Here is a 20620-nt window from a genome sequence, read left to right on the forward strand (position 1 = left end):
GCGGGCAAGCCCGCTCCCACAGGTACCGCGCCGTTCTTCTGGCTGGCGGTGAGCGTGTGGGAGCGGGCTTGCCCGCGAAGAGGCCGGAATATCCACCAAACCTGCCACAGATACCGCGCAGCACTTCCGGCTGGCGGTACCCGTGGGAGCGGGCTTGCCCCGCGATGGCGTCCGACTATCCACCACACCTGCCACTATCGCCAGATAACGCCAGCCCAGTCGCCGCCACTAACTTCGCGACTTCAGGAGGCCGAGCGTAGGTGTCTGTAGGGCCAGGTGCGGTAGCACCCTTCGGCGCAGCCGAAGGCGCGAGATGTAGATTTGCGCAGCAAATCGTAGGCCGCGCGGGCCCGGAAGGCACCGAAGCGAGGGGACCCGGAGCGTAGCGGAGGGCCGGATGGTGGAGCGCACGGCTTTTGGTTACTTTTGGCCACGACCAAAAGTGACCCGCCGTAAGGGCGGAAAGGTGACTCAGCGTCGCCATCGCCAATGGATATGCTCAAAACTCTAAAAGCCCAAGCCCAAGCCCAAGCCCAAGCCCAAGCCCAAGCCCAAGCCCAAGCCCAAGCCCAAGCCCAAGCCCAAGCCCACAATCCAACCTCCCAACCCATACCCCAAGTGAATCTAGTCTAGGCTCAAAGAAACCGGTATCGGGCCAAGGACGCGCATGAGTGTCCGGGCCGGTCAACCATTTGGAGTCCTTGGGAGGTGCCCTCATGAGCCTGCTGCTTGAGCCTTACACCCTGCGTCAGCTAACGCTGCCCAACCGCATCGCTGTCTCGCCCATGTGCCAGTATTCCGCCACTGACGGCCTGGCCAACGACTGGCATCTGGTCCACTTGGGCAGTCGCGCGGTAGGCGGCGCCGGCCTGGTGATCACCGAAGCGGTAGCGGTCACCGCCGATGGCCGCATAACCGCTGAAGACCTCGGCCTCTGGGATGACGCACAAATCCAGCCCCTACAGCGGATCACGCGCTTTATCACCGCCCAAGGTTCGGTCCCAGGTATCCAGCTGGCCCACGCCGGCCGCAAGGCCAGCACCCACCGACCCTGGCTCGGCAAACATGGCAGCGTAAAACCCGAAGACGGCGGCTGGCAGCCTGTCGGTCCGTCCAAAATTGCCTTCGACCCGGAACACACCTCACCACGGGAGTTGAGCACGGACGAGATCCAGGATGTCGTCGCTGCCTTCGTCAAGTCGGCTGAGCGCGCCCTGGCTGCGGGCTTCAAGGTCGTAGAGATCCACGCCGCCCATGGCTACCTGCTGCATCAATTCCTCTCACCGCTGAGTAATCAGCGCCGTGATGAGTACGGTAGTTGCTTTGAAAACCGCATCCGCCTGACCCTGCAAGTTACCGAAGCCGTACGCAAGGTCTGGCCGCAAGAGCTGCCGCTGTTCGTCCGGGTTTCGGCCACCGATTGGGTGGAAGACGGTTGGAACCCGGACGAAACCGTGGAGCTGGCGCGCCGACTGCGAGTGATCGGGGTAGACCTGATCGACGTTTCTTCCGGCGGTACCTCGGTCAACGCCGAGATCCCTACCGGCCCCGGCTACCAGACCCGCTTCGCCGAGCGCGTGCGCAAAGAGTCGGAAATCGCCACTGGTACCGTCGGCATGATCACCGAACCCGCCCAGGCCGAGCACATCCTGCGCACCGGCCAGGCTGACGTGATCTTCCTGGCCCGTGAACTGCTGCGCGATCCATACTGGCCGCTGCATGCCGATGACGATCTGGGTGGCAACAAGGCGACTTGGCCTGCCCAATATCAGCGTGCGACCAGTCGGGCGAATCCGATCCATGAGTCGGATCTAAGGGATTGAGAACGAAGCTATCAAGCTCAACTCGTCCTCTGTAGGAACGGGTTTATCCGCGAGTGCGATCGTGAATTCCCCATCGCATTCGCGGGTAAACCCGCTCCTACAGAATCAATGCTTGAACATCACATGCCGCACGCAGGTGTAGTCCTCCAGCCCATACATCGACATGTCCTTGCCATACCCAGAATGCTTCTGCCCGCCATGGGGCATTTCGCTGACGAGCATGAAGTGGGTATTGACCCAGGTGCAGCCATACTGCAAGCGCGCCGCAAGGCGGTGGGCGCGGCCGCTGTCGCGGGTCCAGACTGAAGATGCCAGGCCATACTCGGAGTCGTTTGCCCACGCCAGCGCCTGGGCCTCATCGCTGAAGCGGGTGACCGAGACCACCGGGCCGAACACTTCCTGGCGCACGATCTCATCATCCTGCTGGGCATCGGCCAGCACCGTGGGCTCGAAGAAGAAGCCATCGCCAGGCAGCGATTTGCCGCCGGTGACCAGGCGGATGTGCGGCTGGGCAATGGCGCGTTGGACGATGCCGGCCACTTTGTCGCGGTGCAGTGCGCTGATCAGTGGGCCAAGTTCGGTGTCGGCATCGTTCTGCAAGCCTGGCTTGATGCTCGCCACCGCTTGGCCGAGTTGTTCGACGAAGCGCTCATAAATGCCCTCCTGCACATACAGCCGGCACGCGGCGGTGCAATCTTGCCCGGCGTTGTAGAAGCCAAAGGTGCGAATGCCTTCGATGGCAGCGTCCAGGTCGGCGTCATCGAAGACGATCACTGGGGCCTTTCCGCCCAGCTCCATGTGCATGCGTTTTACGCTATCGGCAGTAGCGCTGATGATGTGCGCGCCGGTGGGAATGGAGCCGGTCAGCGAAACCATCCGCACCCTGGGGTGGCTGACCAGTGGTGTGCCCACGGTCTGGCCAAGGCCGAAAAGAATGTTCAGCACCCCTGCGGGCAGGATGTCCTGGGCCAGCTCGCCAAGGCGCAGGGCGGTCAATGGGGTGAGCTCGGAGGGTTTGAGCACCACGCTGTTGCCGGCGGCCAAGGCCGGGGCGATCTTCCAGGCCAGCATCATCAGCGGGTAGTTCCACGGCGCGATCGAGGCGACCACGCCGAGTGGGTCGCGGCGCACCATCGAGGTATGCCCGGGCAGGTATTCGCCTGCCGCCGAGCCGCCCAGGCAGCGGGCGGCGCCAGCAAAGAAGCGGAACACGTCGACGATCGCCGGGATTTCGTCATTCAGCGCGGCGGCAAGCGGCTTGCCACAGTTCTGCGATTCAAGACCGGCAAGCTCCTCGCCATGCTGCTCGATGCTATCGGCCAGGGCCAGCAGCGCCAGGGAGCGGTCCTTGGGGCTGGTCTGCGACCAGTCGCTGAAGGCTTTGTCAGCGGCGCGCACGGCGCTGTCGACCTGGGCCTCGGTGGCCTCGTTGATCTGCGCCAGTGCGCTGCCGGTGGCCGGGTCGAGCACGGTCCAGGTCGGGCCTTGGCCCGCTACCAGGCGGCCGTTGATCAGCATGTGGGTTTGCATGGATGAGTCCTCCAAGGTCATTTGCCGCTGCCCGCAACGCTTTCGCCGCCGCGGGTCAGGTAATAGGCGCCGAGGATCGGCAGCATGGTTACCAGCATCACCAGCATGGCGACCACGTTGGTCACCGGTACATCACGCGGGCGGCTGAGTTGGTTGAGCAGCCAGATCGGCAGGGTGCGTTCGTGGCCGGCGGTAAAGGTGGTGACGATGATTTCGTCGAATGACAAGGCAAACGCCAGCATGCCGCCGGCCAACAGCGCCGAGCCCAGGTTGGGCAGGATGATGTAGCGAAAGGTCTGCCAGCCGTCGGCACCCAGGTCCATCGACGCTTCGATCAGGTTCTGCGAGGTGCGCCGCAGGCGGGCGATGACGTTGTTGTAGACGATCACCACGCAGAAGGTCGCGTGGCCCACCACGATGGTGAAGATGCCCGGCTCGATGCCCAGGCTCTTGAACGCCGAGAGCAGCGCGATACCGGTGATGATCCCGGGCAGGGCGATGGGCAGGATCAGCAGCAGCGAAATGCTTTCTTTGCCGAAGAAATTGCGTTTGTACAGCGCCGCCGAGGCCAGGGTGCCGAGCACCAGCGCGATGACTGTCGCCAGGCAAGCCACTTGCACCGACAGCTTGATCGCCTCGAGCACATCCGGGCGCGAGAATGCCACGGCGAACCACTTCAAGGTGAAGCCGCGTGGCGGGAAGCTGAACGCTGAATCTTCGGTATTGAAGGCGTAGAGCAGAATGATCAGGATCGGAAAATGCAGGAACAGCAATCCACCCCACGCCGCCAGGCGTAGACTCAGCGAGGCTTTTTCAGAGTGCATCGAAGGCTCCCAGGCGTTTGACCAGCGCCAGGTAGATCGCGATCAGCACGATCGGCACCAGGGTGAAGGCGGCGGCCATCGGCATATTGCCGATGGCGCCTTGCTGGGCGTAGACCATGCTGCCAATGAAATAGCCCGGCGGGCCGATCAATTGCGGCACGATGAAGTCGCCCAGGGTCAGCGAGAAGGTAAAGATCGAGCCTGCGGCGATCCCGGGTACCGACAGCGGCAGGATCACTTGGGTAAAGGTCTGTCGCGGCTTGGCGCCTAGATCCGCCGAGGCCTGTAGCAAGGATGGTGGCAGGCGCTCGAGCGAGGCCTGGATCGGCAGGATCATGAATGGCAGCCAGATGTACACGAACACCATGAAGCGCCCCAGGTGTGACGTCGACAGGGTGCTGCCGCCCACCCCAGGCACGCTCAACACCAGCTGCAGCAGGCCATCCAGATGCAACTGCTGGACAAACCATTGGGCCACTCCGCCCTTGGCCAGCAACAGGGTCCAGGCATAAGTCTTGACGATGTAGCTGGCCCACATCGGCATCATCACCGCGATATAGAAAAACGCCTTGGTCTTGCCGCTGGTGTAGCGCGCCATGTAGTAGGCGATGGGGAAGGCCAGCACCGCGCTGGCCAGCGACACCGCCACGGCCATGCCCAGGGTGCGCAGGATGATGTCGAGGTTGGCCGGGTTGAACAGCGCGGCGAAGTTGGCCAGGGTCAGGTCCGGCGTCACCGCCATGGTGAAGTCGTCGAAGGTGTAGAAACCCTGCCAGAGCAGGTTGAGCAATGAGCCCAGGTAGACGGCGCCGAACCACAGCAGAGGCGGGGTCAACAGCAGCAACAGATACAGGTTGGGCCGTCGATACAGCACATCGGACAAGCGCCGAAGGGCATGTGGATGCTGCTTGTCCAGCGCCAGGTTCATGCTACTGGCCCTCGACGAGGACGGTTTCCTTGAGGGCCGTCATCGCCTGCCGTGGCCAACGAACCTGTACCCGCTGCCCGGTCTGCCAGATCTGTGGATGCTGCTGCCACTGGTCATTGGCCTGGCTCACCGCTAGAAGTTGGCCGTTGTCCAGTTGCACTTCGTAGCGGGTGGCGCTGCCTTGGTACTGAATATCGTGCAGCAGTCCGCTGACCTGCACCTCATGGCTGGCGGCGGTCAGCTCATCCAGGCGAATGTGTTCAGGGCGGATGGAGAAGGGCGTCGGGCTGCCGTTTAGCTGCTCGGCCAGCGCGCCGCGCAACACGTTGGAGGTGCCGACGAACTCGGCAACGAAGGTGGTTGCCGGCTTCATGTACAAGTTGCGTGGGCTATCCACTTGCTCGATCCGCCCGAGGTTGAACACCGCGACCCGATCGGACATCGACAGCGCTTCGGTCTGGTCGTGGGTGACGAATATGAAGGTAATGCCCAGTTGGCGCTGTAGCTTCTTCAGCTCGCCCTGCATTTGTTCGCGCAACTTCAGATCCAGAGCGCCTAGCGGTTCATCGAGCAGCAGTACCCGCGGGCGATTGACCAGGGCGCGAGCGAGGGCAACGCGCTGGCGCTGGCCGCCAGACAACTGCGCGGGCTTGCGTTGGCCGTAGCCCTCCAGGGCCACCATCGCCAGGGCTTCGTCGGCGCGAGCGTGGCGTTGCTGTTTACCGACGCCTTTGACCTTCAGGCCATAAGCGACGTTGTCGCGCACGTTCATGTGCGGGAACAGCGCATAGTCCTGGAACACGGTGTTGACATCACGCTGATAGGGCGGCACGCCCGCGGCTTCGATGCCATGAATGCGGATCGAGCCGCTACTGGGCTGCTCGAAGCCGGCGATCAGGCGCAGGCAAGTGGTCTTGCCCGAGCCTGAGGGGCCGAGCATGGAGAAAAACTCGCCGTCTTCGATGTCGATGCTGACCTGGTCGACGGCCTTGACCTCAGCGAAGGTTCGCGAGACCTGGGTGAACTGGACGGCTAGTGGCATGGCGACTCCTGAGGTCATCAGCAGGCGATCCTTGTAGGCGCTGGCAAGCCCGCGCCTACAAGGATCGCCGATAACAAAACGCTGCGCCGCCCTAGCGGCCACCCATGATCGCGATGTAGTCCTGGGTCCACCGGCTATAGGGGACAAATTTGCCGCCGGCAGCCTGCGGGGTCTTCCAGAAGGCAATCTTGTCGAAGTTGTCGAAACCATTGGTCTTGCAGCCTTCTGCGCCGAGCAGTTCACTGCCGGTACAAGCAGCCGGTACTGCCGGCAGCGAGCCGAACCACGCCGCCACGTCGCCCTGCACCTTGGGTTGCAGTGACCAATCCATCCATTTGTAGGCGCAGTTGGGGTGCTTGGCCTGGCTGTGCAGCATGGTGGTGTCGGCCCAACCGGTGGCGCCTTCCTTGGGAATGGTCGAGGCCACCGGCTGGTTATCGGCTTTCAGGCTGTTGACCATGTAGCCCCAGGAGCTGGATGCGGCCACGCCTTCGTTCTTTACGTCGCTCATCTGCACCGTTGCATCGTGCCAATAGCGGTGCACCAGCGGTTGTTGCTTGCGCAGCAGATCGAGTACCGCCTGGTATTGGCTTTCGTTCAGCTCGTAGGGGTCCTGGATGCCCAGCGCTGGCTGGGTCGATTTCAGGTACAGGGCGGCGTCGGCAATGTAGATCGGCCCATCGTAGGCCTGCACCCGGCCTTTGTTCGGCTTGCCATCGGGCAACGCTTGCGGCTCGAACACGACGGCCCAGCTGGTCGGCGGCTGCTTGAACACGTTGGTGTTGTACAGCAGCACGTTCGGCCCCCACTGGTAGGGCGTGCCATAGACCTGCTTGTCGACCACGTACCAGCTGCCATTCTGCAGGCGTGGGTCCAGATTCTTCCAGTTAGGGATCAGCGCGGTATTGATCGGCTGCACGCGTTTGCCGGCGATCAGGCGCAGCGAAGCATCGCCGGAGGCGGTGACCAGATCGTAGCCACCTTTGGTCATCAGGCTGACCATCTCGTCGGAGGTGGCCGCCGTCTTGACGCTGACCTTGCAGCCAGTGTCCTTCTCGAAACCTGTGACCCAGTCGTAGGCTTTGTCGCTTTCACCACGCTCGATGTAGCCGGGCCAGGCAATGATATCGAGTTGTCCTTCACCGGCACCTACAGCCTTGAGCGGCTCGGCGGCCTGCAGGCTGGCGCTGGCCAGCAGGGCGCTGCTCAGGGCGCTGAGCAATGCGGTCTTGTGCACTGACATGGTGTTCCCTCTTGTTCGGATGTAGGGGCGGGCAGTCATCAAGAAAGCAGTGAAGCGATCGTTATAAGCGTAGTGCGGTTATCGCCGGTGCAGCGCAGCGGCGATGTCGAGTCTAGTTGTGTTTTTGCCTGGGTATGCAACATCCGGAAGCAAATCCCCCCGTGGCGAACGGCCAGGCAAGCCTTACTCTGGGCGTTACCTTTCGCACCGTGGAGACTCGCGCATGAACACCCGGGGTTTGCTCGATCAACTGCTCAAGTCCGGCCAGGAACTGCTCGCCAAGCAAGCAGGCAAAGGCACCTCCAACAAGCCAGGTTTGGGCGCTGGCGGCCTTGGCAATCTGCTGTCTGGCGCCGGTGGGGGCGCGCTGGCGGGCAGCGCCATGGGCCTGCTGCTGGGCAACAAGAGCGCGCGCAAATATGGCGGCAAAGTCCTCACCTACGGTGGCCTGGCCGCGCTTGGCGTGTTGGCCTACAAGGCCTATGGCAACTGGCAGGCCAACCAGGCCGCCGGCCAGCGTCACGAACCACAGACGCTCGATCGGCTGCCGCCCGCCGAGGCCGAGCAACACAGCCAGGCGGTGCTGCGTGCACTGGTGGCAGCGGCCAAGTCCGATGGCCATATCGACGAGCGCGAGCGTGAGCTGATCGAGGGCGAATTCACCCGTCTCGATAACGATCGTGAGCTGCAACACTGGCTGCATGCCGAGCTGAACAAACCGCTGGATCCGGCCGAAGTGGCGCGCGCTGCGCAAACCCCGGAAATGGCGGCCGAGATGTACTTGGCCAGCGTGATGATGGTCGATCAGGAAAACTTCATGGAGCGCGCCTACCTGGACGAACTGGCTCGTCAGCTGCGCCTGGATCCGGCTTTGCGCCAGGAACTGGAAAACCAGGTCAGGCTTGCTGCTGGTCAATAGTTAGGCATTTGGCCATCGGTGCGGGCACGCCAGCCCCAATCCTCTGCAATTGAGCTGCGAACGGCAAACCCGCCTGGGCTATACTTCGGCGATTTTTCCCCGCTCGCACTGAATTCTTGAGGGCTGAATGTGAACAACTGGACCTTGCGCCAACGGATCCTGGCAAGTTTCGCCGTGATCATCGCCATCATGTTGCTGATGATCGTGGCCGCCTACTCACGCTTGGTGGCGATCTCGACCAGCGAAGAAGCGGTAGGGTCCGACAGCATTCCTGGGGTCTACTACAGCTCGATGATCCGCAGTGCCTGGGTCGACAGCTATGTCACCAGCCAGCAGTTGGTCGGCCTCTCCGATCACCGCGAAGTGACCTCGGCGGATCTGGAGCTGTTCAAGAGCTTCGATGATCGCCTCACGCAACACATGGCCAGTTACCAGGCGACCATTCGCACAGATGATGACCAGGCCAGCTTCAATGAGTTCGTGCGCCTGGAGCAGGAGTACATCAAGTCCGTCGATCAGGTACTGGAAGCCTATCGGCAGAAAAACTACGCCGAAGCCGAACGCCTGATCGCTGAAGTCCTGACGCCAGCGTGGGTGACCGGGCGCAAGCACCTCAACGGGGTGATCGAGCGCAATCGCGAGTCGGCCGACGCCGCCACCAACGAAATCGTCAGCGCCGTGGCCACCGCCAAGGGCAGCATGATCGTTTCGCTGGTGCTGGCAATCATTGCTGCCGGGATCTGCGGACTGTTGCTGATGCGTGCCATTACGGCGCCCGTGCAGCGGATTGTCCACGCCCTCGACAAGCTGCGTTCAGGCGACCTGAGCATGCGCCTGAGCCTCGACCGCAAGGACGAGTTCGGCGCCATCGAGAGCGGCTTCAATGAAATGGCCGAAGCGCTGGCCAACCTGGTGTCCCAGGCCCAGCGTTCGTCGGTGCAGGTGACCACTTCGGTCACTGAAATCGCCGCTACCTCCAAGCAGCAGCAAGCTACCGCCACCGAGACCGCCGCGACCACTACTGAAATCGGCGCGACGTCCCGGGAAATCGCCGCGACCTCGCGTGACCTGGTACGTACCATGACCGAAGTCACCTCGGCCGCCGACCAGGCGTCGAGCCTGGCTGGCTCCGGCCAGCAAGGGCTGGCGCGGATGGAAGAAACCATGCATCAGGTAATGGGCGCTGCCGACCTGGTCAATGCAAAACTGGCAATCCTCAACGAGAAAGCCAGCAACATCAACCAAGTGGTGGTGACCATCGTCAAGGTCGCCGACCAGACCAACCTGCTGTCGCTCAATGCCGCCATCGAGGCGGAAAAGGCCGGTGAGTACGGCCGTGGTTTCGCCGTGGTCGCCACCGAAGTGCGCCGCCTGGCCGATCAAACCGCTGTAGCCACCTATGACATCGAGCAGATGGTGCGTGAGATCCAGTCGTCGGTCTCGGCCGGGGTCATGGGCATGGACAAGTTCTCCGAAGAAGTGCGCCGCGGCATGTTCGAGGTGCAGCAGGTCGGTGAGCAGCTCAGCCAGATCATTCACCAGGTCCAGGCCTTGGCACCGCGGGTGCTGATGGTCAACGACGGCATGCAGGCCCAGGCGACGGGAGCCGAGCAGATCAACCAGGCACTGGCCCAGCTCAGCGATGCCAGTACGCAGACGGTTGAGTCGTTGCGCCAGGCTAGCTTTGCCATCGATGAGTTGAGCCAGGTGGCCGCCGGGCTGCGTGGCGGTGTGTCGCGCTTCAAAGTCTGACGAGCATGAACGACTTGCACCCTCGCGAGGAACAGGCCGCCAGCGCCAAGGGCGCCCTGTACCTGTTGTTTCGCATACAGGACCAACGCTTTGCCCTCGATGTGCGCGAGGTGGTCGAAGTGCTGCCGCGTCGTCCGCTCAAGCCGATTGCCCAGGCGCCGGCTTGGGTCGCGGGCATCCTCACCCATAGAGGCGCGCTGATCCCGGTGATCGACCTCTCGGCCCTGAGCTTTGTCATGCCTGCGCCGCTGCGTACCAGCACGCGGTTGGTAGTGGTGCATTATCGGGCTGATGCCCGCCGCCCTGACCTGCGCCTTGGCCTGATCCTGGAGCAGGCGACCGATACCTTGCGCTGTCAGCCCGACGAGTTCCGCCCCTATGGCCTGGACAACGCTGCTGCGCCATACCTGGGCCCGGTACGCCAGGACGCCCAAGGCCTGTTGCAGCGCATCCAACTCGATGACCTGTTGTCCGATGAAGTGCGTCGGCTGTTGTTTCCTGAGCAGCCAGGGCAGGAGCCGGCATGATCGAGCAGCGGTTTTTCCGGTTCTTGCAGGAGCGCATTGGCCTGGATGTCGAGTCGGTTGGCGCGCCGATGGTCGAGCGTGCCTTGCGCCAGCGCTGCGCGGCCTTGGCGGCAAACGGTCTGGACGATTACTGGGTACGCTTGCAACAGTCGGCAGAGGAGCAGCAAGCCCTTATCGAGGCGGTGATCGTTCCGGAAACCTGGTTCTTCCGCTATCCGGAGTCGTTCGCTGCGTTGGTCGGCCTGGCGCATAAGCGCCTGGCCGAACTGGCCGGAGCCAGGCCGCTGCGCATCCTCAGCCTGCCGTGTTCGACCGGTGAAGAGCCTTACTCGATTTCCATGGCGCTGCTCGACAGCGGTATGAGCCCCTCGGCGTTCGGCATCGATGGCCTCGATATCAGCCCCATCTCGGTTGCCAAGGCGCAGCAGGCTGTCTACGGGCGAAACTCGTTCCGCGGCAGCGACCTGGCTTTTCGCCAACGGCACTTCACTGAGCGTGACGAAGGCCATCAGCTGGATGAGCGGGTATCTCAGCAGGTTCGCTTGCAGGTGGGCAATGTGCTCGATCCGCAGCTCAAGAGCCGCGAGGGGCAATACGATTTCGTGTTTTGCCGCAACTTGCTGATCTATTTCGATGTGCCGACCCAGCGTCGGGTGTTCGAGGTGCTCAAGCAATTGACTCATGCCCAGGGCGTCTTGTTTATCGGCCCCGCTGAAGGCAGTTTGCTGGCGCGGCTGGGCATGCGACCCGTGGGCATCGCCCAGTCGTTCGCCTATGTTCGCCAGCAGGAAAGTGCAGCGCTGGCGGTGAGCAAACCGCTGCCGGTTGCCCGCGCGCAGCCGGCGCCGTTGGCTGCCCCGCGAGCGCCTGCACCTGCGCCACGGCCGTTGCGTTCGGTAGCTGCGCCCAGCGCTGCGCAACCTGCGCAAGACAAGGATGATTTACTGGCGGCCATCGCCCGTCAGGCCAACGCTGGCGACAGCGAGCAGGCCCGCGCCAACTGTGCGCGCTACTTGCAGCTATTTGCGCCGACCGCGCAGGTCTATTACTGGCTGGGTTTGCTCAGCGACACCGAGGGCAACAGCCAGGATGCGCTGATCCATTACCGCAAGGCCTTGTACCTTGAGCCGCAGCATCCTGAGGCGTTGATCCACCTGGCGGCCTTGCTGGCCTCGCAAGGGGATATCGCAGGCGCTCGCCGCCTGCAAGAACGAGCCGCCCGGGTCGGACGGGAGTCTGAACGATGAGTTTTGCCAGCCACATGCCGCTGGTCCGCCAGGACGACGAGCAGATCGACGATTGCTGGAACCGCATTGGCGTGCACGGCACCAAGCAATGCCCGCTGCTGGAGCGGCATATCCATTGCCGCAACTGCGAGGTCTACGCCTCGGCCGCCACCCGTCTGCTCGACCGCTATGCCTTGATGCAGGACGAACAGGTTGATAACGCCGCGCCAGTGGTGGAGAACCTCGGCCGCTCACTGCTGCTGTTCCGCCTGGGTGAAGAATGGCTGGCCCTGGCCACGGCGTGCTTGGCGGAAATCGCGCCACTGCAGCCGGTCCACTCCCTGCCGCACCAGCGCTCGCGTGTTTTGCAAGGCGTGGCCAACGTGCGCGGTGCGCTGGTGCCGTGTCTGTCGCTGGCCGATCTGCTCGGCATCGAAGTGCTGCCGGCCCAGGAACGCAGCGGGCGAGTCATGCCACGCATGCTGATCCTGGCTGCCGAAGGCGGTTCGGTGGTGGTGCCGGTGGACGAGATCGATGGCATTCATCGCCTGGATGTCGAGCACCTCAACGACGGCCAGGATGCCGCTCACTTCACTGCCGCGGTGCTGCAGTGGCGCGGGCGCAGTGTCAGGGTGCTGGATGCGCAACATCTACTGTCTGCCGTGAAGCGGAGCCTGTCATGACCCCAGAGCAACTGCGCGACGCTTCGCTGCTCGAACTGTTCGCCCTGGAGGCCGAGGCCCAGACTCAGGTGCTCAGTGCCGGCCTGATGGCGCTGGAGCGTAATCCAACCCAGGCCGATCAACTCGAAGCCTGCATGCGCGCTGCCCATTCGCTCAAGGGCGCTGCGCGGATCGTAGGGATCGATGCCGGAGTCAGCGTTGCCCATGTCATGGAAGATTGCCTGGTGGCCGCCCAGGAAGGCCGCCTGCGCCTACGCCCGGAGCACATCGACGCGCTGCTCAAAGGCACCGACCTGCTATTGCACATCGCCACGCCCGGCGATCCTGCCGGTGAGGCGGCGGTGCCGGGTTTCCTGGTGCAAATGGCGATGTTGCTCGATCCAAACGCGGCGCTTGCCCACGTCAGTGCACCCGTTGCGCCTGCGCCTGCCGAGCCGGTTGCTGCAGCGTCGCCGCCCATCGAGCCAGCCGTGCTCGCCGCCGAACCGCTAGGCGATGACGCCACTGCGCGTAGAGCCGGCAAGCGCGCTAGCGAAGGCAGCGAGCGGGTACTGCGGGTCACCGCCGATCGATTGAACAGCCTGCTCGACCTGTCGAGCAAATCGCTGGTGGAAACTCAGCGTCTGAAACCTTATTTAGCCAGCCTGCAGCGCCTCAAGCGCATGCATGGCCAGGGTATGCGCGCCCTCGATGGCTTGAAGGCCGAGCTCGAAGGCAGTGGCCAAAGCCCGGAAGTGCTCGACGCCTTGGCACAAACCCAGCGCCTGCTGGGCGAGACCCAGCAGATCCTGCAGCAGCAGGCCGCCGAGCTGGATGAGTTCGGCTGGCAGGCCAGCCAGCGTGCGCAGAACCTGTACGACACGGCGCTGGCGTGCCGCATGCGCCCCTTCGCCGATGTGCTGGCCGGGCAGAGCCGCATGGTCCGTGACCTTGGTCGTTCGCTGGGCAAGCAGGTGCAGTTGCAGATCGAAGGCGAGAAGACCCAGGTCGACCGCGACGTGCTGGAAAAACTCGAAGCCCCGCTGACCCACCTGCTGCGTAACGCCGTCGACCACGGTATCGAGTTGCCAGAACGGCGCCTGCTGGCCGGCAAGCCGGGCGACGGTGTGATTCGCTTGCGCGCCTCGCACCAGGCCGGGTTGTTGATTGTTGAAATCAGCGACGACGGCGCAGGTATCGATCTGGAGCGCTTGCGCCAGAGTATCGTCGAGCGCGCCCTGTCGCCGGCCGAGACGGTGGCGCAGATGAGCGAGGCCGAACTGCTGACCTTCCTGTTCCTGCCCGGTTTCAGCCTGCGCGACAAGGTCACCGAAGTCTCCGGGCGCGGGGTCGGCCTGGACGCTGTGCAGCACATGGTTCGCGAGCTGCGTGGCTCGATCGAACTGACCCAGGTCGCTGGGCAAGGTTGCTGTTTCCACCTCGAAGTGCCGCTGACCCTGTCGGTGGTACGCAGCCTGGTGGTCGAGGTCGGCGGCGAGGCCTATGCGTTCCCGCTGGCGCATATCGAACGTACCCTGGATGTGCCCAGCGAAGCCATTGTGCAGATCGAAGGCCGACAGCACTTCTGGCACGAACAGCGCCATATTGGCCTGGTTGCGGCCAGTCAGTTGCTCAACCGCCCGGCAGGGCAGGGGGAGCAGGACAGCATCCGCGTGGTGGTGATCCGCGAGCGTGACCAGCTGTATGGCGTGGCAGTGGAGCGGCTGATCGGTGAGCGGGTGCTGGTAGTGATGCCGCTCGACCCGCGCCTGGGCAAGATCCAGGACATTTCCGCTGGCGCCTTGCTCGACGACGGCTCGGTGGTGCTAATTGTCGATGTCGAGGATCTGCTGCGCTCGGTGGAAAAGCTGCTCACCACGGGCCGTCTGGAACGTATCGAGCGTGGCGGCCAGCCACTCAAAGGGGCGGCACGCAAGCGCGTGCTGGTGGTCGACGACTCGCTGACCGTGCGTGAGCTGCAACGCAAGCTGCTGGGTAATCGCGGCTATGACGTGGCCGTCGCTGTCGATGGCATGGATGGCTGGAACGCGCTGCGCGGGGAGGACTTCGACCTGTTGATCACCGACATCGACATGCCGCGCATGGATGGCATCGAGCTGGTGACCCTGGTACGCCGCGACCAGCGCCTGCAATCGCTGCCGGTCATGGTGGTGTCCTACAAGGACCGCGAAGAAGATCGCCGGCGTGGACTAGATGCCGGGGCCGACTACTATTTGGCAAAGGCCAGTTTCCATGACGATGCTCTGCTGGACGCAGTGGTCGAGTTGATCGGAGGTGCACAGGGATGAAGATCGCCATCGTCAACGACATGCCCATGGCCGTGGAGGCCTTGCGCCGGGCATTGGCCTTTGAGCCCGCGCATCAGGTGATCTGGGTCGCGGCCAATGGCGCCGAAGCCGTGCAGCGCTGCGCCGAGCAGACCCCAGACCTGATTCTGATGGACCTGATCATGCCGGTGATGGACGGGGTCGAGGCGACTCGGCGGATCATGGCCGAAACGCCATGCGCCATTGTCATCGTCACGGTCGATCGCAAGCAGAACGTGCACCGGGTGTTCGAAGCCATGGGCCACGGCGCCCTGGATGTGGTCGACACCCCGGCCTTGGGCGCAGGCGATGCCCGCGAGGCGGCCGCGCCGCTATTACGCAAGATTCTCAATATTGGCTGGCTGATCGGCCAACAACGGGCCAGCACGCCACGGCCGGTCGCCGCGCCGCTGCGCGAGGCGTCCCAACGGCTGGGGCTGGTGGCGATCGGCTCGTCGGCGGGTGGCCCGGCTGCCCTGGAGATATTGCTCAAGGGCCTGCCGAAGAACTTCCCCGCGGCGATCGTGCTGGTCCAGCATGTCGATCAGGTGTTCGCCGCAGGCATGGCCGAATGGCTCAGCAGCGCCTGCGGGCTGGTGGTGCGCCTGGCTCGCGAAGGCGAACCGCCACAGCCTGGGCAGGTGCTGTTGGCCGGCACCAATCACCATATCCGCCTGATGAAGGGCGGCCAGTTGGCCTACACTGCCGACCCAGTGGACGAAATCTACCGGCCTTCGATCGATGTGTTCTTTGAAAGCGTGGCCCGTTACTGGAGTGGCGATGCCGTCGGCGTGCTGCTCACCGGCATGGGCCGCGACGGTGCCCAAGGGCTTAAGATGATGCGCCAGCAGGGTTTTCTCACCATCGCCCAGGACCAGCAGAGCAGCGCGGTGTACGGCATGCCCAAGGCGGCTGCGGCGATCGACGCTGCGGTGGAGATCCGTCCTCTGGAGCGGATTGCCGGGCGACTGATGGAAATTTTTTCGAAATGACGATATGTATTGAACCACGCCGCCTGGCCGGCAGTGACCTGGTGAATAGGCATGAATGATCTACCGATCGAAGGTTTCACGACCAGCAACGAGAATTCGGCGATGGTCCTGCTGGTCGACGATCAGGCCATGATCGGTGAAGCGGTACGCCGTGGCCTGGCCCATGAAGAGAACATCGACTTTCACTTCTGCGCCGACCCGCACCAGGCCGTGGCCCAAGCGATGCGCATCAAGCCGACGGTGATTCTCCAGGACCTGATCATGCCGGGCCTGGATGGCCTGACCCTGGTGCGCGAATACCGTAATAACCCGGCCACTCAGGACATTCCAATCATCGTCCTGTCGACCAAGGAAGATCCACTGGTCAAGAGCGCGGCATTCGCCGCCGGCGCCAACGATTACCTGGTCAAGCTGCCCGATACCATCGAGTTGGTGGCGCGGATTCGCTATCACTCGCGCTCTTACCTGACCCTGTTGCAGCGCGACGAGGCCTATCGGGCCTTGCGCGTCAGCCAGCAACAACTGCTCGACACCAATTTGATGCTGCAGCGGCTGATGAATTCCGATGGCCTGACCGGGCTGTCCAACCGCCGTCATTTCGACGAATACCTGGAGCTTGAGTGGCGCCGGGCGATGCGCGAGCAGCAGCAGATATCGCTGCTGATGATCGACGTCGACTACTTCAAGCTATACAACGACAGTTTCGGCCACTTGGCCGGAGACGAAGCCCTGCGCCAGGTGGCCGAGGCCATTCGTGGCTCGTGCTCGCGACCGACCGACCTGCCGGCGCGCTATGGCGGCGAGGAGTTCGCCCTGGTGCTACCCAATACTTCCCCAGGCGGCGCGCGGCTGATCGCCGAGAAGCTGCGTCAGACCGTGCGTGGCCTGAATATTCCCCATTGCGCCCCTGAAACTGACGCGCACCTGACTGTCAGCATCGGCCTGGCCACCCTGACCCCGAGCATTGGCAGTCATTGCCGGCAGTTGATCTCGGCGGCGGACAAGGGCTTGTATCTGGCCAAGAACAGTGGGCGCAATCAGGTCGGCATCGCCTGATTGCCCCAGGATTGGGTCGGCACTTGCAACCTGGGCTGGAAAAAACCGGCACGCAAGCCAAACCCACCGCCCGGCGGGTCTGCCGCCATGGGACAGACTCGTTTATACTCACCGGCTTTTCACCGAATTCGCGCGAGTAGCCTGCCCATGGAAATCCAACCGATCCTGAACACCATCAAGGACCTCACCGAGCGTTCCCAGTCCATTCGGGGGTATCTTTGACTACGATCACAAAGCTGATCGCCTGATCGAAGTCAACCGCGAGCTGGAAGACCCGGCCGTCTGGAACAAACCCGAGTACGCCCAGGCCCTGGGCCGCGAGCGTGCCATGCTGGCGCAGGTGGTCGAGACCCTGGACAAGATGTCCAACGGCCTGGCCGACTGCCAGGACCTGCTCGACATGGCCGTCGAGGAAAATGACGAAGGCGCCGTGAGCGACGTCGTGACCGAGCTGCAAAGCCTGGAAGAAAGCCTGGCCCAGCTTGAGTTCCGTCGCATGTTCAGCGGTGAGATGGACATGAACAACGCCTACCTGGACATCCAGGCTGGCTCCGGCGGTACCGAAGCGCAGGACTGGGCCAACATCCTCCTGCGCATGTACCTGCGCTGGGCCGACAAGCGCGGTTTCGACGCCACCATCATCGAGCTGTCCGAAGGCGAAGTCGCTGGCATCAAAGGTGCCACCGTGCATATCAAGGGCGAATACGCCTTTGGCTGGCTGCGCACCGAGATCGGCGTGCACCGTCTGGTGCGCAAGAGCCCGTTCGACTCCGGCGCCCGTCGGCACACCTCGTTCTCGGCGGTGTTCGTCTCGCCTGAGATCGACGACAAGGTCGAGATCGAGATCAACCCTTCCGACCTGCGTATCGACACCTACCGCTCCTCCGGTGCCGGCGGTCAGCACGTGAACACCACCGACTCGGCGGTGCGTATCACCCACGTGCCGACCAACACCGTGGTGGCCTGTCAGAACGAACGTTCTCAGCACGCCAACAAGGACACCGCCATGAAAATGCTGCGGGCCAAGTTGTACGAGCTGGAGATGCAAAAGCGCAATGCCGCCTCGCAGGCACTGGAAGACAGCAAGTCGGACATCGGCTGGGGCCACCAGATCCGCTCCTACGTACTGGATGACTCGCGCATCAAGGACCTGCGAACTGGCGTCGAGCGCAGCGACTGCCAGAAAGTCCTCGACGGCGACCTCGACCAGTACCTGGAGGCGAGCCTCAAGCAGGGGCTGTAAGCCGTACACCACCGCCGCGATGCCTGGCCGCCTGCCGGCATCGCGCGCCCTGCCCGAAAAGGGCAACGAATACCTGATGGAAAGAATGACGACATGAGCGATCTGAAGACCGAAGCGCAAGACCTGCAACAGGAAGAAAACACCCTGATCGCTCTGCGCAAGGAAAAACTTGCCGCAGAACGTGCGAAGGGTCAGGCCTTCCCCAACGACTTCCGCCGCGACAGCTACTGCAATGACCTGCAGAAGCAATACGTCGACAAGACCAAGGAAGAGCTGGAAGCTGCAGCGATCCCGGTCAAGGTCGCCGGTCGCATCATGCTCAACCGTGGCTCGTTCATGGTTATCCAGGACATGACCGGGCGTATCCAGGTCTACGTCAACCGTAAGACCCTGCCTGAAGAAACCCTGGCTGCCGTGAAAACCTGGGACCTGGGCGACATCATCGCCGCCGAAGGCACCCTGGCCCGTTCCGGCAAGGGCGACCTGTACGTCGAAATGACCAACGTGCGCCTGTTGACCAAGTCGCTGCGCCCGCTGCCGGACAAGCACCACGGCCTGACCGACACCGAGCAGCGCTATCGCCAGCGCTACGTCGACCTGATGGTCAACGAAGAAACCCGCCACACCTTCCGTGTGCGTTCGCAGGTGATTTCGCACATCCGCAAGTTCCTCATCGAGCGCGACTTCCTCGAAGTCGAAACGCCGATGCTGCAGACTATCCCTGGTGGTGCTGCGGCCAAGCCGTTCGAGACCCATCACAATGCGCTGGACATGGCCATGTTCCTGCGCATCGCGCCTGAGCTGTACCTCAAGCGCCTGGTGGTCGGTGGCTTCGAGAAGGTCTTCGAGATCAACCGCAACTTCCGTAACGAAGGCGTTTCGACCCGGCACAACCCCGAGTTCACCATGCTCGAGTTCTACCAGGCCTATGCCGACTACAACGACAACATGGACCTCACCGAAGAGCTGTTCCGCGAGCTGGCGCAGCTGGTGCTGGGCAGCACTGACGTGCCGTACGGCGACAAAGTGTTCCACTTCGGCGAGCCGTTCGTGCGCCTGTCGGTATTCGACTCGATCCTCAAGTACAACCCAGAGCTCACCGCCGCCGACCTGCAAGATGTCGACAAGGCCCGTGCGATCGCCAAGAAAGCCGGTGCCAAGGTGCTCGGCCACGAAGGCCTGGGCAAGCTGCAGGTGATGATTTTCGAAGAGCTGGTCGAGCACAAGCTGGAGCAGCCGCACTTCATCACCGAGTACCCGTTCGAAGTCTCGCCGCTGGCCCGTCGCAACGACGAAAACCCCGCCGTCACCGACCGCTTCGAGCTGTTCATCGGTGGTCGCGAGATCGCCAACGCCTACTCCGAGCTCAACGATGCCGAAGACCAGGCCGAGCGCTTCCTGGCCCAGGTGGCCGAGAAAGACGCCGGTGACGACGAAGCCATGCACTACGACGCCGACTTCGTGCGCGCGCTGGAGTACGGCATGCCGCCGACTGCGGGTGAAGGTATCGGCATCGACCGTCTGGTGATGCTGCTGACCAACTCACCGTCGATTCGCGATGTGATCCTGTTCCCGCACATGCGTCCGCAGGCCTGAGTGATCTGAACAAGCCGCCTTATTGGGCGGCTTTTTCTTGCCTTGAGTCTTAGCGTGCCTGTGCCGTCTCTATCGCGGGGCAAGCCCGCTCCCACGTAGTTCGCTGCTGATGTTGATTACGTGGGAGCGGGCTTGCCCCCCCGACAGAGACGGCACAGACAACATTCAACTTTACGAGGTACCCACCGTGACACCAGCAAACGCCCAACAAGGCGCGGCCGGCGTGGCCAGCGCTGTCGCCGAGAGCGTGCAGTACCAAGGGCGCAAGACCAGCCGCCAGGGCAGCGAGCAGCGCCGCCAGCTGATTCTCGACGCGGCCATGCGCATCGTCGTGCGCGATGGCGTGCGCGGCGTGCGTCACCGCGCGGTGGCAGCCGAGGCTGGGGTGCCGCTGTCGGCCACTACCTATTACTTCAAGGACATCGAAGACCTGCTCACCGACACCTTCGCCCAGTACGTCGAGCGCAGCGCCGCCTACATGGCCAAGCTCTGGTCCAACACCGAAGTGGTGTTGCGCCAGTTGCTGGCTCAGGGTGATGGCAGCGCGCAATCACGCGCGCGGCTGGTCGACGAAGTGGCGCGCATGACCGCCGATTACGTCAGCCGCCAACTGCATAACCGGCGTGACTTCCTCATGGCCGAGCAGGCTTTTCGCCAAGAGGCGCTGTTGTGCCCGCGTTTGGCTGACTTGGTCCGCGCCCATGAGCAGATTCTTCTGCACGGCGCGCGGCAGATGCTCCAGGTGGTCGGCTCGCGTCAGCCGGAACAGGACGCCCAGATGTTGACGGCGATTATCGAGCAGATGGAATATCAGGGCCTGCTCATGGATGCGAATGCGCAAGCCGATGGGCAGATGCTCGCTATCCTTACCCGGTACCTGCACCTGGTGCTGGCCTCGGCCTAGGTAGCGACCGACTTTTCAAGGAGAAC

Annotated in this window: 17 protein-coding genes; 12 read left to right on the forward strand and 5 right to left on the reverse strand. The window is 63.1% G+C overall.

The window, feature by feature from the left end; all coding sequences use genetic code 11:
• Nucleotides 1–716 precede the first annotated feature (716 nt).
• Nucleotides 717–1823 carry an NADH:flavin oxidoreductase/NADH oxidase gene (locus OIU19_RS17325; RefSeq protein ID WP_264236062.1) on the forward strand — a complete coding sequence of 369 codons (1107 nt, stop codon included), beginning with the start codon at nucleotides 717–719 and terminating at the stop codon, nucleotides 1821–1823.
• 105 nt (nucleotides 1824–1928) lie between these two features.
• Here the strand turns inward: OIU19_RS17325 and OIU19_RS17330 are convergent, their stop codons facing one another.
• From OIU19_RS17330 to ydcS, 5 genes are all read right to left on the reverse strand, one after another.
• Complete coding sequence (locus OIU19_RS17330) at nucleotides 1929–3353, reverse strand: gamma-aminobutyraldehyde dehydrogenase (protein ID WP_264236063.1); 1425 nt, start codon at nucleotides 3351–3353, stop codon at nucleotides 1929–1931.
• Between the two features lie 17 nt (nucleotides 3354–3370).
• Nucleotides 3371–4177, reverse strand: a complete 807-nt coding sequence (locus OIU19_RS17335) for an ABC transporter permease (RefSeq protein WP_264236064.1) — start codon at nucleotides 4175–4177, stop codon at nucleotides 3371–3373.
• Nucleotides 4167–5105, reverse strand: coding sequence for an ABC transporter permease (locus tag OIU19_RS17340; protein WP_264236066.1), 939 nt, complete (start codon nucleotides 5103–5105; stop codon nucleotides 4167–4169). The genes OIU19_RS17335 and OIU19_RS17340 overlap by 11 nt, the downstream gene beginning before the upstream one ends.
• A gap of 1 nt (nucleotide 5106) precedes the next feature.
• Nucleotides 5107–6147 (reverse strand): ABC transporter ATP-binding protein, encoded by a 1041-nt coding sequence (locus OIU19_RS17345; RefSeq protein ID WP_264236067.1) that lies wholly within the window; start codon nucleotides 6145–6147, stop codon nucleotides 5107–5109.
• Between the two features lie 91 nt (nucleotides 6148–6238).
• The gene (gene ydcS / locus OIU19_RS17350) at nucleotides 6239–7390 is read right to left on the reverse strand and encodes a putative ABC transporter substrate-binding protein YdcS (protein WP_264236068.1); all 1152 of its coding nucleotides are present in this window, start codon (nucleotides 7388–7390) and stop codon (nucleotides 6239–6241) included.
• Between the two features lie 223 nt (nucleotides 7391–7613).
• Here ydcS and OIU19_RS17355 point away from each other — a divergent pair, with 223 nt between their 5' ends.
• The 11 genes from OIU19_RS17355 (at nucleotide 7614) to OIU19_RS17405 (ending at nucleotide 20594) form a co-directional block, all read left to right on the forward strand.
• Complete coding sequence (locus tag OIU19_RS17355; RefSeq protein ID WP_264236069.1) at nucleotides 7614–8309, forward strand: tellurite resistance TerB family protein; 696 nt, start codon at nucleotides 7614–7616, stop codon at nucleotides 8307–8309.
• Nucleotides 8310–8438: 129 nt separating this feature from the next.
• Complete coding sequence (locus OIU19_RS17360) at nucleotides 8439–10061, forward strand: methyl-accepting chemotaxis protein (protein ID WP_264236070.1); 1623 nt, start codon at nucleotides 8439–8441, stop codon at nucleotides 10059–10061.
• 5 nt (nucleotides 10062–10066) lie between these two features.
• Nucleotides 10067–10588, forward strand: coding sequence for a chemotaxis protein CheW (locus OIU19_RS17365; RefSeq protein ID WP_264236071.1), 522 nt, complete (start codon nucleotides 10067–10069; stop codon nucleotides 10586–10588).
• On the forward strand, nucleotides 10585–11835 hold the full coding sequence (locus tag OIU19_RS17370) for a protein-glutamate O-methyltransferase CheR (protein WP_264236072.1): 1251 nt from the start codon (nucleotides 10585–10587) through the stop codon (nucleotides 11833–11835). The genes OIU19_RS17365 and OIU19_RS17370 overlap by 4 nt, the downstream gene beginning before the upstream one ends.
• Nucleotides 11832–12497 carry a chemotaxis protein CheW gene (locus OIU19_RS17375; RefSeq protein WP_264236073.1) on the forward strand — a complete coding sequence of 222 codons (666 nt, stop codon included), beginning with the start codon at nucleotides 11832–11834 and terminating at the stop codon, nucleotides 12495–12497. Before OIU19_RS17370 ends, OIU19_RS17375 begins: the two co-directional genes overlap by 4 nt.
• Entirely contained in the window at nucleotides 12494–14785 is a 2292-nt protein-coding gene (locus OIU19_RS17380) for a hybrid sensor histidine kinase/response regulator (RefSeq protein WP_264236074.1), read from the forward strand. Before OIU19_RS17375 ends, OIU19_RS17380 begins: the two co-directional genes overlap by 4 nt.
• Nucleotides 14782–15795 (forward strand): chemotaxis response regulator protein-glutamate methylesterase, encoded by a 1014-nt coding sequence (locus tag OIU19_RS17385; protein WP_186555466.1) that lies wholly within the window; start codon nucleotides 14782–14784, stop codon nucleotides 15793–15795. The genes OIU19_RS17380 and OIU19_RS17385 overlap by 4 nt, the downstream gene beginning before the upstream one ends.
• Before the next feature lie 51 nt (nucleotides 15796–15846).
• Nucleotides 15847–16851 carry a Wsp signal transduction system regulator diguanylate cyclase WspR gene (gene wspR, locus OIU19_RS17390; RefSeq protein WP_264236075.1) on the forward strand — a complete coding sequence of 335 codons (1005 nt, stop codon included), beginning with the start codon at nucleotides 15847–15849 and terminating at the stop codon, nucleotides 16849–16851.
• A 147-nt stretch (nucleotides 16852–16998) separates the two neighbouring features.
• A protein-coding gene (gene prfB / locus OIU19_RS17395; protein ID WP_264236076.1) for a peptide chain release factor 2 occupies nucleotides 16999–18094 on the forward strand; the annotation gives its coding sequence in 2 pieces (ribosomal slippage) (nucleotides 16999–17070 and nucleotides 17072–18094; 1095 coding nt in all).
• A 93-nt stretch (nucleotides 18095–18187) separates the two neighbouring features.
• Nucleotides 18188–19690, forward strand: a complete 1503-nt coding sequence (lysS, locus tag OIU19_RS17400; RefSeq protein WP_264236077.1) for a lysine--tRNA ligase — start codon at nucleotides 18188–18190, stop codon at nucleotides 19688–19690.
• A gap of 187 nt (nucleotides 19691–19877) precedes the next feature.
• Nucleotides 19878–20594: a TetR/AcrR family transcriptional regulator gene (locus tag OIU19_RS17405; RefSeq protein ID WP_186555462.1), complete on the forward strand. Its 717-nt coding sequence runs from the start codon at nucleotides 19878–19880 to the stop codon at nucleotides 20592–20594.
• Nucleotides 20595–20620 lie beyond the last annotated feature (26 nt).

The organism is Pseudomonas sp. BT-42-2 (genome assembly GCF_025847435.2).
Classification (GTDB): Bacteria; Pseudomonadota; Gammaproteobacteria; order Pseudomonadales; family Pseudomonadaceae; genus Aquipseudomonas; species Aquipseudomonas urmiensis.